The sequence below is a fragment of the Mycobacterium sp. NGS62 genome, from assembly GCF_059812285.1.
In genome coordinates, this window is sequence record NZ_JCALCK010000002.1 from 378,501 (window position 1) to 392,572 (window position 14,072).

Below are 14,072 nucleotides of genomic sequence, written 5' to 3' on the forward strand. Positions count from 1 at the left end.
CGCGAAAGCCTGTGAACGACATATGAATTTCGCGAGCCGCCCTGCGTGTCAGGATGCGCGGGTGACCTCGGCGGCGGCAGACTAGATTCCATGGCCACCACGTCGTTTCTCAGCTCGGTGCTGCGTTGGCTGCAGGTCGGTTATCCCGACGGCGTGCCCGGGCCTGACCGGGTGCCGTTGCTGGCGCTGCTGCGCAGCACACCACTGACCGAAGAACAGGTCGCTGAGGTGGTGCATAACATCACCGCCGGCGGATCAAAGGCGTTGGACGGCAGCCAGATCCACCACGACGAGATTGCGGAGTTCATCTCGGACATGACGCACTATGACGCCGGTCCGGAAAACATCCAGCGGGTCGCCGGGATTCTGGCCGCGGCCGGTTGGCCGCTAGTCGGCGTCGAGGTCGACGCTGAAAGCGCTTAGAGCGCCGAGGTGTCGATCACGAAGCGGTAGCGCACGTCGCTGGCCAGCACCCGCTCATAGGCCACGTTGACGTAGTCGGGTTCGATGACCTCGATTTCGGGTGTCACGTTGTGCTCGGCGCAGAAGTCCAACATCTCCTGCGTCTCGGCGATACCACCGATCAGCGAACCGGAGAGGCTGCGCCGCCAGGCCGCCAGCGGGAACGCCGGTACTTCCATCGGGTGTTCGGGCATCCCGAGCTCGACCATCGTCCCGTCGACATCGAGGAGTTTGAGGTACTCGCTGAGATCCAAGTTGGCCGAGACGGTGTTGATGATCAGGTCGAAGCCGTCCCGCAACGCTTTGAAGGTCTCGGGATCCGAGGTGGCGTAGTAATGCTTCGCGCCCAGGCGCAGGCCGTCTTCCATCTTCTTCAGGGACTGCGACAGCACCGTGACGTCGGCACCCATCGCGGTAGCGAGCTTGACGCCCATGTGTCCGAGGCCGCCCAGGCCGATCACCGCGATCCGCTTGCCCGGTCCGGCATTCCAGTGCCGCAGTGGGGAATACAGCGTGATGCCGGCGCACAGCAGCGGCGCCGCGGCATCCAGCGGCAGCGAGTCGGGGATGCGCAGCACGTAGTTCTCGTCGACGACGATCGCGCCGCTGTAGCCGCCCTGGGTCGGCTGGCCGTCTCGGTCGACGCCGTTGTAGGTGCCCATCGGTCCGCGCTTGCAGTACTGCTCCAGGCCGGCCAAACAGCTGTTGCACTCGCGGCAGGAATCCACGAAACAGCCGACCCCGACGCGGTCGCCGACTTTGTGCTTGGTGACCTCCGAGCCCACCGCCGTCACCACGCCGGCGATCTCGTGGCCTGGCACCACCGGGTAGTTCGGTTGACCCCATTCGGCTTTGACGGTGTGGATATCGGAGTGACAGATACCGGCGAACTTGATGTCGATGGCCACATCGTGGGGCCCCGGGTCGCGGCGGGTGATCGTCGTTTTGGTCAGCGGTTCAGTCGCCGAGGTGGCGGCATAGGCGGAAACAGTGCTCATCACAAACCTCTTGAGTACGTCTTTTGTCAGCAGCAGATTGAGGGGGACCTAGCCAGAATAGCCTAGGTAAGCTATGTATTTCTTCCCCGTGAGGGCAATCTCACAGGCTCGGGGGAGGGCCGCGTCCATCGCCGAGCGTCACGCTGGCGTGGCGCCGGGCTGCGATGGTCACACTGGCGTGACGCTCGTGGACGTGATCGGCCGTCAGTTGATTGGCGCGTTGACCCACCGCAGGTCGTCAACAACACCGCGGGCCGCGACCAGACCCTGCCCGGTCTGCCACACCTCGTTGTTGACGATGAACACCCGGTTGTCGCGGTAGGCGGATAACTTGCGCCACGCATCGCTCTCCAGCACGGTTGGCGCGCGGTCTTTGGCGGCCGATGACGCGAAGGACACGTAGACAATGTCGGCGTCGGCCGCGCTCAGATCCGGCGTGCGGTCCAGGTTGGCGTCGGTGGTGCCGATCTCGATATAGGGCTTGTCAGTGAAGCGTTGCGCCGGCGGCCGGTCGACGCCGACGGCCTTCAGCACACTGGCCGGGAAGTTGTCGGCGCCATACACCCGCACGCTGTTCTCGGTGAACTGCACGACCGATGCCTGGAAGTGGGCGGCGTCGTGCGCGGCGCCGGTTTCGCCGGCTTTGGAGGTGAAATCGTGGATCAACGCAGCCGCGGCATCGGCACGCCCCGTGGCTGCACCGATACTGCGCAGGTTGTCCTGCCAGGCAGCCCCGGGTGCCGCGGTGAACACGGTCGGGGCAATGGCCGCCAGCTGCGGGTAGAGCTGCGGTGTTGCGGCTTGCGAGCCGAGGATCAGGTCCGGCCTGGCCGCGGCGATGCCGGCCACATCCGGAGCGCTGCGGGTGCCCACCCCGGGCAGGTCGTGCACGACCGTGCCCAGATACGACGGCTGGCTCGGCGAGCCGTCGGGTAAGGCAGCCGACACGATGCGGGACTGCAGGCCCAGCGCGCACAGCGCGTCGAGCGCATCTGCGGACAGCGCGACGATGCGCTGCGGATCGGCGTGCACGTCGACCACCTCGGGGTTCACGCCCGCGGCGTTGTGTGCCTGCCGCATCGAGGGGCCCGGATCGGCCTGAGCCGGTTGGTTTGCACACGACTCGTCGGGTCTGCGCTGGTTGCCCAGCACACCCGCGCCGGCGATCTGGGTGGTGCTGGTGATCACCGATCGCGACGCCTCGGGCGACGGTTGTCCCCCGGAGCTGCAACTGGTGCACAGCGTGACCGAAATTGCTGTCGCGCCAGCGGCTGCGGCAAGCAGAACGCCTGGTCGCACACCGCTGAACAGCACGCGTCCGACGGTAACATCCGCGCAGCTCGCGACCAGCGCGACGAGGCTGCCCCGCCAATTACGACAGTTTGTAGGACCCGGACCGTCACGTGCCCGATCAGAGGTTAGGATTCAGTGAGAATCCCGGTGCCTTGTTCGACGTTTGGAGGAGCTCTTGACAACCGAAGCGCCCCCGCTGGGAGAACTTGAGGCCAGTCGCCCCTATCCGGCCCGGACGGGACCTAAAGGCAACCTGGTCTACAAGCTGGTGACCACCACCGATCACAAGCTGATCGGCATCATGTACGTCGTCACCTGCTTCGCCTTCTTCTTCATCGGCGGACTGATGGCGCTGCTGATGCGCACCGAGCTCGCCGCGCCGGGTCTGCAGTTCCTGTCGAATGAGCAGTTCAACCAGCTGTTCACCATGCACGGCACGATCATGCTGCTGTTCTATGCCACCCCGATCGTGTTCGGGTTCGCCAACCTGGTGCTGCCGCTGCAAATCGGCGCCCCCGACGTCGCGTTCCCGCGGCTGAACGCGTTCTCTTACTGGCTGTTCCTGTTCGGCGCGTTGATTGGAATGGCGGGCTTCATCACGCCGGGTGGGGCTGCCGACTTCGGCTGGACGGCCTACACCCCGTTGACCGACGCCATCCACTCGCCCGGCGCCGGGCCCGACCTGTGGATCGTGGGCCTGATCGTCGCCGGTCTGGGCACCATCCTGGGTGGGGTCAACATGATCACCACAGTGGTCTGCATGCGCGCCCCCGGGATGACGATGTTCCGGATGCCGATCTTCACCTGGAACATCCTGATCACGTCGATCCTGGTGCTGATGATCTTCCCGCTGCTGACTGCAGCGCTGTTCGGGTTGGCCGCCGACCGGCACTTGGGTGCTCACATCTACGACGCCTCCAACGGCGGAGTCCTGTTGTGGCAGCACTTGTTCTGGTTCTTCGGACATCCGGAGGTCTATGTCGTGGCACTGCCGTTCTTCGGCATCGTCACCGAGATCTTCCCGGTCTTCGCCCGCAAACCGATCTTCGGCTACACCACGCTGGTGTACGCGACGATGTCGATCGCAGCGTTGTCGGTCGCGGTGTGGGCGCACCACATGTTCGCCACCGGAGCCGTTCTGCTGCCGTTCTTTTCGTTCATGACGTACCTGATCGCAGTGCCGACCGGAATCAAGTTCTTCAACTGGATCGGCACCATGTGGAAGGGTCAGATGACGTTCGAGACCCCGATGCTGTTCTCGATCGGGTTCGCGGTCACCTTCCTGGCCGGCGGTCTGACCGGGGTGCTGCTGGCCAGCCCCCCATTGGACTTCCACGTCACCGACAGCTACTTCGTGGTCGCGCACTTCCACTACGTGCTGTTCGGCACCATCGTGTTCTCCACCTTCGCCGGCGTGTACTTCTGGTTCCCGAAGATGACCGGCCGGCTGCTCGACGAGCGACTCGGCAAGCTGCATTTCTGGTTGACGTTCATCGGTTTTCACACCACGTTCTTGATCCAGCACTGGGTGGGCGACGCCGGTATGCCGCGCCGCTACGCCGACTACCTGCCCACCGACGGCTTCCAGATGTTCAACATCGTTTCGACGATCGGGGCATTCATCCTCGGCGCGTCGATGCTTCCGTTCGTGTGGAACGTCTTCAAGAGTTGGCGGTACGGGGAAGTCGTCACCGTCGACGACCCGTGGGGTTACGGCAACTCGCTGGAGTGGGCCACCAGTTGCCCGCCGCCGCGGCACAACTTCCACGAGCTGCCGCGCATCCGCTCCGAGCGTCCGGCCTTCGAGCTGCACTACCCGCACATGGTGGAACGGCTGCGCGCCGAAGCGCACATCGGCCGGGGACCGCACCCCTCGGGCGGTGACGTCACCGAAGCCGACGACGTGAGCGTTCGCACCTGATGAGCGATAGCGGCTACAGCCGCGGGTGAGTACGCCCGCCAAGGTGCCGGTGCTGATCACCGTCACGGGTGTCGACCAGCCAGGTGTGACGTCAGCGCTGTTCGAGGTCCTCTCCGAGCACAAGGTTGAGCTGCTCAATGTCGAGCAGGTGGTCATCCGCGGCCGACTGACCCTGGGCGTGCTGGTGTCGGCCCCGGTGGAGGTGGCCGAGGGCCAGGCGCTGCGGGATGACGTCGAGGCGGCCATCCGCCGGGTGGGCCTGGACGTCACGATCGAGCGCACCGACGACCTGCCGGTCATCCGGGAGCCCTCGACCCACACCATCGTCGTGCTGGGGCGGCCGATCACGGCCGGGGCCTTCGGTGCGGTGGCTCAGGAGGTCGCCGCGCTGGGCGTCAACATCGACGTCATCCGCGGCGTGTCCGACTACCCGGTCACCGGTCTGCAACTACAAGTGTCGGCGCCGCCCGGTATCGGCGGCAAACTACAGGCTACGCTGACGCGGGTGGCCGCCGACGCGGGCGTCGATGTGGCGGTGGAGGACTACAGCCTGTCGCGACGCGCCAAACGGCTCATCGTATTTGACGTCGACTCGACCTTGATCCAGGGCGAGGTGATCGAGATGCTGGCCGCCCGGAGCGGAGCCCAGGACGTGGTGGCGGCCATCACCGACGCGGCGATGCGCGGCGAACTGGACTTCGCCGAGTCGCTGCAGCAGCGGGTCGCCACGCTGGCGGGTCTGCCCGCCGACGTGCTCGACGACGTTGCCGCTCAGTTGGAGCTCACCCCGGGCGCTCGCACCACGCTGCGCACGCTGCGGCGGTTGGGATTTCACATCGGCGTGGTGTCCGGCGGCTTCCGCCAGGTGATCGAACCGCTCGCACACGAGCTGATGCTGGACTTTGTCGCCTCCAACGAGCTGGAGATCACCGACGGCACGCTTACCGGCCGGGTCGCCGACCCGATCATCGACCGGGCCGGAAAAGCCAAGGCGCTGCGCGACTTCGCGCACCAGGCCGGGATTCCGCTGGAGCAGACCGTCGCAGTCGGTGACGGCGCCAACGACATCGACATGCTGGCCACCGCCGGGATGGGGATTGCTTTCAACGCCAAGCCGGCGCTGCGGGAGGTGGCCGACGCGTCGCTCAGCTATCCCTACCTCGACACCGTGTTGTTCATTCTCGGGGTCACCCGCGGTGAGATCGAGGCCGCCGACGCGGTCGACGGGGTGCTGCGGCGCGTCGATATCCCGCCCGAGTAGCCGACCGGGCAAAGCGCCGCAGTCAGACGACCCGGGGGCCGCCAAAGCGTCGCGGTACGGCACGATGGTCAGGTGCCCGAAACCGGCAGCGACGCAGCGCACCCCGACCTGCTGATCGACTTCCGAGAGGTTTCGTTGCACCGCAGCGGCCAGACACTGGTCGGGCCGGTGAGTTGGTCGGTGGAGCTTGACGAACGCTGGGTGATCATCGGCCCCAATGGCGCCGGCAAGACATCGCTGCTGCGCATCGCCGCCGCTGCCGAACACCCGTCGTCGGGTGTGGCCTACGTGCTGGGTGAGCGGCTGGGCCGAGTCGACATGTCGGAATTACGCGCCCGGGTGGGGTTGAGCTCGTCGGCGCTGGCGCAACGGGTGCCCGGTGCCGAAGTGGTGCGCGACTTGGTGGTCTCGGCGGGCTACGCGGTACTGGGCCGCTGGCGGGAGCGCTACGAGGACGTCGACTACCACCGCGCGATCGACATGCTGGAAAGCCTCGGTGCCGAACACCTGGCCGACCGCAGCTACGAGACCCTGTCGGAGGGGGAGCGCAAGCGGGTGCTGATCGCCCGAGCGCTGATGACTGATCCGGAGCTGCTGTTGCTCGACGAGCCCGCGGCCGGTCTGGACCTGGGCGGCCGCGAGGAGCTGGTCACCCGGCTGACCGATCTGGCCGCCGACCCGGACGCGCCGGCACTGGCGCTGGTGACCCACCACGTCGAGGAGATCCCGCCGGGCTTCAGCCACTGCATGCTGCTTTCCGAGGGGCAGGTCGTCGCGTCGGGTCTACTGGCAGATGTGCTGACCGCCGAAAATCTGTCCGCGGCATTCGGCCAGTCGATCGCCGTGGACGTCATCGATGGGCGCTACTTCGCCCGGCGCACCCGCACTCGCGCGGCCCACCGGAGGAATTTATGAGCACCCCGTTGCCCGTGCGGCCCGCGGCCACCGTGATGCTGATCCGCGACAACACCCAAGGACTCGATGTCTTCCTGATGCGGCGGCACGCGGCGATGCACTTCGCTGCCGGAGTAATGGTGTTTCCCGGCGGCGGCGTCGACGAGCGCGACCGCAACGCCGAAATCGTCTGGGCCGGGCCAGGACCGGGATGGTGGGCGCAGCGGTTCGGCATCGAACCCGACCTGGCCGAGGCGCTGGTGTGCGCCGCCGCCCGCGAGACCTTTGAGGAGTCCGGGGTGTTGTTCGCCGGGCCGGCCGACGACCCGGCCAGCGTCGTCGGCGACGCCTCGGTCTACCGGGAATCCCGGCTCGCGCTGGCCGCGGGCACCCTGTCCTTCGCGGACTTTTTGCGCACCGAAAACCTGGTGCTGCATGCGGACCTGCTGCGGCCGTGGGCGAACTGGGTCACCCCCGAGGCCGAACGGACCCGCCGCTACGACACCTACTTCTTCGTCGGCGCGCTGCCGGCGGGTCAGCGCGCCGACGGGGAGAACACCGAATCCGACCGGGCCGGGTGGACCACCCCGGAGGCGGCCATCGAGGACTTCGCGGCCGGCCGGACCTTCCTGTTGCCGCCGACCTGGACGCAGCTGGACTCACTGGCCGGCCACACCGTCGCCGATGTGCTCGCCGTGGAACGCCAGATCGTCGCGGTGCAGCCCGACCTGGCGCGCAACGGCGACAACTTCGAAATCGAGTTCTTCGACTCCGACCGCTATAACCAGGCGCGCGGCAAGCGGTGGCCATGAGAGAGTTCGTCAGCGTCCACTCCGATGCCGCTCGCGCCGGCATCGCCACCCTGGTGCTCTCGCGGCCACCGACCAACGCGATGACCCGCCAGATCTACCGTGAGCTCGCCGAAGCCGCCGGTGAGGTCGGGCAGCGCGACGACGTCACCGCGGTGGTCTTGTTCGGCGGCCATGAGATCTTTTCCGCCGGTGACGACGTGGCGGCATTGCGGGCGCTGAGCCCGGCAGAAGTCGACACCTGGATCCGGGCGCGCCGCGACGCCCTCGACGCGATCGCCGCGATTCCCAAGCCCACGGTTGCCGCGGTCACCGGCTACGCGCTCGGTGCCGGGCTGACCCTGGCGCTGGCCGCCGATTGGCGGGTCAGCGGCGACAACGTGCGGCTCGGCGCGACGGAGATCCTGGCCGGGTTGATCCCCGACGGCAGCGGCATGGCCCGGCTGACCCGCACCGTCGGAGTCAGCCGGGCCAAGGAGCTGGTGTACAGCGGGCGATTCTTCGACGCTGAGGAAGCGCTGGCCTTGGGCCTGGTCGACGACATGGTGGCCCCCGACGACGTCTACGACGCTGCCGCGGCATGGGCCAACCGCTTCATTGACCGCCCGCAGCCGGCGCTGGCCGCGGCCAAAGCCGGGATCGACGACATCTACGACCGCAGCCGCGCCGAGCGGTTGGCTGCCGAGCGCGGCCGCTATGTCGAGGTGTTCAGGGCCAGCCTCGGGGGCCTCGCCGAGCAGCCCGGCCGATAGGCTGGGGCACCATGACGAGTATCGATCCGTCTCCCCAGCCGCACGCCACGGCCGAGCAAGTGGAGGCCGCCCGGCATGACAGCAAGCTCGCTCAGGTGCTTTATCACGATTGGGAAGCCGAAAACTACGACGAGAAGTGGTCGATCTCCTACGACCAGCGCTGCGTCGATTATGCTCGCGGCCGGTTCGACGCCATCGTCCCCGACGACGAGATCCGTCGGCTGCCCTATGATCGTGCCCTCGAATTAGGTTGTGGCACTGGGTTTTTCCTGCTCAACCTGATTCAGTCCGGGGTCGCGCGCCGCGGATCGGTGACCGACCTGTCGCCGGGCATGGTCAAAGTCGCCACCCGCAACGGCCAGTCGTTGGGTCTGGACATCGACGGGCGGGTCGCCGACGCCGAGGGCATCCCGTACGACGACGACACGTTCGACCTGGTGGTCGGCCATGCGGTGCTGCACCACATTCCCGACGTCGAGCTGTCGTTGCGTGAGGTGCTGCGGGTGCTGCGCCCGGGCGGGCGGTTCGTGTTCGCCGGTGAGCCCACCTCCGTCGGCAACGGCTACGCGCGCGCGCTGGCCGACCTGACCTGGAACATCACCATCCGGGCGATGAAGCTACCCGGGTTGGGCAGTTGGCGTCGCCCGCAAGCCGAGCTCGACGAGAACTCCCGGGCGGCGGCTCTGGAGTGGGTGGTCGATCTGCACACCTTCGATCCGCGCGATTTGGAGCGGATGGCGGCTAACGCCGGCGCGGTGCAGGTGGCTACCGCCAGCGAGGAGTTCACCGCCGCGATGCTGGGCTGGCCGGTGCGCACCTTCGAGTCGACGGTGCCGCCGGGGAAACTCGGGTGGAACTGGGCGAAGTTCGCGTTCGGTAGCTGGAAAGCGCTGAGCTGGGTCGACGAGCACCTCTGGCGGCAGGTTGTGCCGAAGGGCTGGTTCTACAACGTGATGATCACCGGGACCAAGCCGTCCTGAACTTCGGGCTCGACGACGTCGGCTACCTGACGTCGGACGCCGGTTCGGCGGCGCTGGGCGTGGTGGCCACGTTGCCGCTGACCGACCGGGTGGCCGACATCGCCGCGGTCCGCGCGCGCTTCGGAGACCGCACACCGGCCCTGGTGGAAACGGTGCTGCTGCGGCGGCGCGCGGGGGCCAAATTGCCGGGGACCGGCGACTGGCTGTTCACCGACGAAGCGCTGCAGCAGGCCAGTGCGGCGCCGGTGGCGGCGCACCGGGCGCAGCGGCTGGCCGGCCTCCTGGTACACGACGTGACCTGCTCGATCGGCACCGAACTCGCTGCCCTGCGCCGGTCGGCGGCCCGGGTGGTGGGCAGTGACATCGACCCGGTACGGCTGGCGATGGCACGGCACAATCTGGCCGGCGGTGCCGATCTGTGCCGCGCCGACGCGCTGCACCCGGTGACCCGCGGCACCACCGTCGTCGTCGACCCGGCCCGGCGCTCTGGAGGGCGCCGGCGCTTCAATCCACGCGACTACCAACCCGCGCTGGACCAGTTGTTCGATGTCTACCGCAGCCAAAACATCGTCGTAAAGTGCGCTCCCGGAATCGATTTCGACGCAGTATGGCGGCTCGGCTTCGACGGCGAGATCGAGGTGAGCTCGTTTGGCGGGTCGGTTCGGGAAGCGTGCTTGTGGTCAGCCGGTTTGGCCGAAGCGGGCGTGCGGCGGCGAGCCAGTCTCCTTGACCGCAGTGAACAAATCACCGACGCCGAGCCGGACGACTGCGGCGTACGGCCGGTCGGCCGCTGGATCGTCGACCCGGACGGCGCGGTGGTGCGGGCGGGCCTGGTGCGCCATTACGGCGCGCGGCACGGGTTGTGGCAACTCGACCCCGACATTGCCTACCTGTCCGGCGACCGACTGCCGCCGGCCGTGCGCGGTTTCGAGGTCCTGCACCAGTTGCCCTTCGATGAGCGACGACTTCGGCAGGCATTGGCGGCGCTGGACTGCGGCGCGCTGGAAATTCTGATCCGCGGTGTGGATGTCGATCCGGACGCCTTGCGCAAACGGCTCAGGCTGCGCGGCGAACAACCGCTGGCGGCGGTCATCACCCGTATCGGCTCAGGCAGGACCAGCAGTGTGACGGCGTTCGTTTGTCGTTCGTCGCGGTGAGAGCCCAGGTAGGCTCTCGTGGACGGCGGTTGCGCCGTCTTTCCGTTTGTGAGGGTGAATGCGCAATGTGATGGTGGCCGCGGTGCTGGCGGCCGCAGCCTTGGTGGGCTGGCCGGGTGGGCCGGTGGCGGCGGCAGATCCGTCGTGCGCCAGCCTGGGCGGCAGCGTGGAGAGCGGCCAGATGTGTCACGTGCACACGTCGAATGCCACCTACACCCTCGACATGAGGCTTCCGGTCGACTACCCCGACCAGCAAGCGCTGGTCGATTACCTGACTCAGAACCGGGACGGGTTCGTCAGTGTGGTGCAGACGTCCGGACCGCGCGACCAGCCTTACCAAATGGACGTGACCTCTGAGCAGTACCGCTCCGGGCAACCGCCGAAGGGCACCCGCAGCGTGGTGCTCAAGATATTCCAAGATGTCGGCGGCCCACGCCCGTCGACCTTCTACAAAGGGTTCAATTACGACCTCGAGCGACACGAGCCGATCACGTTCGACACGCTGTTCGCGCCGGGCAGCAAGCCGCTGGATGCCATCTATCCGATCGTGCAGCGCGACCTGGGACGCCAGACCGGGCTGGGCGCGGCAATCCAGCCCGGCTCCGGCCTCGACTCGTCGCACTACCAGAACTTCGGTATCACCGACGACCAGTTGATCTTTTACTTTGCGCCGGGAGAACTGTTGCCGCCCTTCGCCGGTGCCGCGCAGGCCCAGGTGCCGCGCAACGCCATTCCGCCGCTGGCGATTTAGGTCGGCTACACCAGTCGACGCCCCTCGAGACTGCGTGTAGTGCGCAATTCGTTGACAACGTGCGCGCTGTGCGCAGGGTCGACGCAGTGAGCGCAGACTCGGCGCGATTGGCGGGACTCAGCCCGGGGCGTAGCTGTACACCTGCCCGGCGCTGGTAGCGGCGACCACGCGGCGATCGTTGCCGACCGCCACACCGACCGGGTAACCAGTGGCCTCCGGCAGCGGATAGCTGTTGAGGGTGTGACCATCCTTCGGATCGAAAACCAGCAGCGACATGCTGTCCCCGCTGCGGGCCACGGTGTAGCCGACGGCGGGACCGGCCAGGCTCGACGACGACAGTGGGGTGACGTCGTCGCGGCGCCACGCCAGCTCGGCGTGGTCGCCGGCGTCCTTGAAAGCGACCAGTTGTGTGTCGGGGCCCCCGCCGGACACGATCAGCCCGCCGGGTGTGACAGCGGGCGGTGTCTGCGCCAGGAACTTCAGCGGCGCCGACCATTTCGGCTTCCCGTCGGAGGCATGCAGCGCCCATAGCTGTTGGTCGCGGCCGTTGACGTAGACGGTCGAACCGTCGGCGGACAGCACCGGGCTGGCCAGCACACCGGCGGTGACGGCGTCGCTGGTCCAATCCCGGGTCAGCAGCGGGTTTTGACCTCGGTGGTATTTCAGCCCGACCAGCACCGGCGCCGCTGCGCCCGGCTCCCATAGGCTCACCACTACCGTTTTGCTGGCCGCCGAAAACGCCGGCGCCGCGGCGACCGGGCAACCGGAACGCGCCGGCGCGCAATCGGACAGCCCGCGGGTGAAATCGGTCGGGTCAACCCCGTCGACCAAGTCCAACGGACTGCCGGCCGTGATGCCGCGACGGGCGTCGAATACCAGTACCTGACCCAGGTGGGTGATCACCAGCAGCTGGCCATCCTCGAGAAACCTTGGGGTGGAGGGCATTCCGATTACCGGCGCTCGCCAGCGGATCCATTGCGTGGGCGGGAAGGACAGCATCGCGCCGGGCTGGCCGATGTAGACGTTGTCAAAGCCGTCGAAGAGCGGACCGAAAAATCCACCGCCCTGAAACAGCCGGGTGCACCAGCGCTGTCGGCCGTTGTCGTCGTTCTCCCATTCCATCAGCGAGCAGCCGCCCGGAGTCTGGGCGTTCAACACCAACCAGCCGCGCCCGCTGAGTGCCGGGGCGGCCGCCAGGCTGCCTTTGACCGAGCGGGTCCAGCGCAGGCTCAACGTGGTGGCCCCGGCTGTCGGGGTGTAGCTGCTGTTGGCGGCATCGCCGTATTGGGCCGGCCAAGCCGGGGCTGACGCGGCGTCGACCCACGAGTCGGTGCTGTGGCATCCGGCCAGCATGACCGCCAAGAGCATCACCACCGTCGCGGCGAGGTGGCGGGTACGGGGGAGATGACGAAGGATGGCGCGTCTTGGGGCCACAATCTGCGCACTCGGCGAGACGGACGTCGGCCAGAACACGGTGCCGAGAGTAACCGAGGAGGGCCGGCGTATGCCTGATTGCCTGACTTGCCTGTGGGACTTGTGCGGTCTGCATCGGCGCCGGACTGTGTCTGATCGCCTGACTTCTCCTCGGGACGCTCTGCGTCCCGCATCGGCGTCAGGCTAGGATTTCCGGCCATGACGACCATGTGGGGAGCACCCCTGCATATCCGGTGGCGAGGTTCGCGGCTGCGTGACCCGCGCCAGGCCAAGTTCTTGACGCTGGCATCGCTGAAGTGGGTGCTGGCCAATCGCGCCTATAGCCCGTGGTATTTGGTCCGCTACTGGCGGCTGCTGAAGTTCAAGCTGGCCAACCCGCACATCATCACCCGCGGCATGGTGTTCCTCGGCAAGGGTGTGGAGATTCACGCGACCCCGGAGCTGGCGCAGCTGGAGATCGGCCGCTGGGTGCACATCGGCGACAAGAACACGATCCGCGCCCACGAAGGCTCGCTGCGGTTCGGGGACAAGGTAGTGCTCGGCCGGGACAACGTCGTCAACACCTATCTCGACATCGAGATCGGCGATTCGGTGCTGATGGCCGACTGGTGCTACATCTGCGATTTCGACCACCGGATGGACGACATCACGCTCCCGATCAAGGACCAGGGCATCGTCAAGAGCCCGGTGCGGATCGGGCCGGACACCTGGGTCGGGGTGAAAGTGTCTGTGCTGCGGGGCACCACGATCGGCCGTGGCTGCGTGCTGGGATCGCATGCCGTGGTCAGAGGCGACATCCCGGACTACTCGATTGCGGTCGGCGCGCCGGCCAAGGTGGTCAAAAACCGGCAGCTGGCCTGGGAGACCTCGGCCGCCGAGCGCGCCGAACTGGCGGCGGCGCTGGCCGACATCGAACGGAAAAAGGCGGCCCGCTAACTCCGGATCCATACCGGCTACTTTGGAAGAGTGCCGCCGACATTCGACGACGTTTACCGAAGCAAGTATCTGCTGCTGACCACGTTCACCAAGGAGGGCAAGCCCAAGCCCACCGCGGTGTGGGGCGCGCCGGAGGGCGACCAACTGCTGGTGATCACCGATGACGGATCGTGGAAAACCAAACGCATCCGCAACACGCCCCGGGTGACCATTCAAAGGTGCGGTGTGCTGGGCAGCCCAAAGGGTGAGCCCGTCGAGGCGGTCGCTCGGGTGCTGCCTAAATCAGAGACCAAACGCGTGTACGAAACTGTAATTAAGCGGTACTGGTGGCACGCCTGGTGGTTCGTTCCGCACACGATCGTGCGGGGCGGGATCGACAAAGTCCACATCGGGCTGGAGATCAAACCCGCTGCTGCCTAGGCGA

14 protein-coding genes are annotated in these 14,072 nt (G+C 67.0%); 11 read left to right on the top strand and 3 right to left on the bottom strand.

Features of this window, described 5'->3' with window-relative positions; genetic code table 11:
• Positions 1-90: 90 nt before the first annotated feature.
• Positions 91-423, top strand: coding sequence for a DUF3349 domain-containing protein (locus AC5Y49_RS06705; RefSeq protein WP_499885127.1), 333 nt, complete (start codon positions 91-93; stop codon positions 421-423).
• Here the strand turns inward: AC5Y49_RS06705 and AC5Y49_RS06710 are convergent.
• Positions 420-1,460 (bottom strand): NAD(P)-dependent alcohol dehydrogenase, encoded by a 1,041-nt coding sequence (locus tag AC5Y49_RS06710; RefSeq protein ID WP_499885129.1) that lies wholly within the window; start codon positions 1,458-1,460, stop codon positions 420-422. The two genes, AC5Y49_RS06705 and AC5Y49_RS06710, sit on opposite strands and share 4 nt — an antisense overlap.
• 204 nt (positions 1,461-1,664) lie before the next feature.
• Positions 1,665-2,774: an iron-siderophore ABC transporter substrate-binding protein gene (locus AC5Y49_RS06715; RefSeq protein ID WP_499885132.1), complete on the bottom strand. Its 1,110-nt coding sequence runs from the start codon at positions 2,772-2,774 to the stop codon at positions 1,665-1,667.
• 154 nt (positions 2,775-2,928) lie between these two features.
• On the opposite strand from AC5Y49_RS06715, the gene ctaD reads away from it, so the two are divergent.
• The 8 genes from ctaD (at position 2,929) to AC5Y49_RS06755 (ending at position 11,278) form a co-directional block, all read left to right on the top strand.
• Complete coding sequence (ctaD, locus tag AC5Y49_RS06720; protein ID WP_499885133.1) at positions 2,929-4,674, top strand: aa3-type cytochrome oxidase subunit I; 1,746 nt, start codon at positions 2,929-2,931, stop codon at positions 4,672-4,674.
• Positions 4,675-4,699: 25 nt separating this feature from the next.
• Positions 4,700-5,935, top strand: a complete 1,236-nt coding sequence (gene serB, locus AC5Y49_RS06725) for a phosphoserine phosphatase SerB (protein WP_499885135.1) — start codon at positions 4,700-4,702, stop codon at positions 5,933-5,935.
• A 72-nt stretch (positions 5,936-6,007) separates the two neighbouring features.
• On the top strand, positions 6,008-6,850 hold the full coding sequence (locus AC5Y49_RS06730) for an ABC transporter ATP-binding protein (protein ID WP_499885137.1): 843 nt from the start codon (positions 6,008-6,010) through the stop codon (positions 6,848-6,850).
• Positions 6,847-7,641, top strand: coding sequence for an NUDIX hydrolase (locus tag AC5Y49_RS06735; protein WP_499885139.1), 795 nt, complete (start codon positions 6,847-6,849; stop codon positions 7,639-7,641). The genes AC5Y49_RS06730 and AC5Y49_RS06735 overlap by 4 nt, the downstream gene beginning before the upstream one ends.
• Complete coding sequence (locus AC5Y49_RS06740) at positions 7,638-8,390, top strand: enoyl-CoA hydratase (protein WP_499885142.1); 753 nt, start codon at positions 7,638-7,640, stop codon at positions 8,388-8,390. Before AC5Y49_RS06735 ends, AC5Y49_RS06740 begins: the two co-directional genes overlap by 4 nt.
• 11 nt (positions 8,391-8,401) lie before the next feature.
• Complete coding sequence (locus AC5Y49_RS06745) at positions 8,402-9,370, top strand: class I SAM-dependent methyltransferase (protein ID WP_499885144.1); 969 nt, start codon at positions 8,402-8,404, stop codon at positions 9,368-9,370.
• Entirely contained in the window at positions 9,328-10,527 is a 1,200-nt protein-coding gene (locus AC5Y49_RS06750) for a class I SAM-dependent methyltransferase (protein WP_499886287.1), read from the top strand. The genes AC5Y49_RS06745 and AC5Y49_RS06750 overlap by 43 nt, the downstream gene beginning before the upstream one ends.
• A 58-nt stretch (positions 10,528-10,585) precedes the next feature.
• Positions 10,586-11,278: an esterase gene (locus AC5Y49_RS06755; RefSeq protein WP_499885147.1), complete on the top strand. Its 693-nt coding sequence runs from the start codon at positions 10,586-10,588 to the stop codon at positions 11,276-11,278.
• A 117-nt stretch (positions 11,279-11,395) separates the two neighbouring features.
• Here AC5Y49_RS06755 and AC5Y49_RS06760 read toward each other — a convergent pair whose 3' ends face one another.
• Entirely contained in the window at positions 11,396-12,649 is a 1,254-nt protein-coding gene (locus AC5Y49_RS06760) for an outer membrane protein assembly factor BamB family protein (RefSeq protein ID WP_499886289.1), read from the bottom strand.
• A 261-nt stretch (positions 12,650-12,910) separates the two neighbouring features.
• Between AC5Y49_RS06760 and AC5Y49_RS06765 the strand changes: the two genes are divergently transcribed.
• A complete protein-coding gene (locus AC5Y49_RS06765; RefSeq protein WP_499885149.1) occupies positions 12,911-13,648 on the top strand; it encodes an acyltransferase in 738 nt (245 codons plus the stop codon).
• A 30-nt stretch (positions 13,649-13,678) separates the two neighbouring features.
• Positions 13,679-14,068, top strand: coding sequence for a PPOX class F420-dependent oxidoreductase (locus AC5Y49_RS06770; protein WP_499885152.1), 390 nt, complete (start codon positions 13,679-13,681; stop codon positions 14,066-14,068).
• Positions 14,069-14,072: the final 4 nt, after the last annotated feature.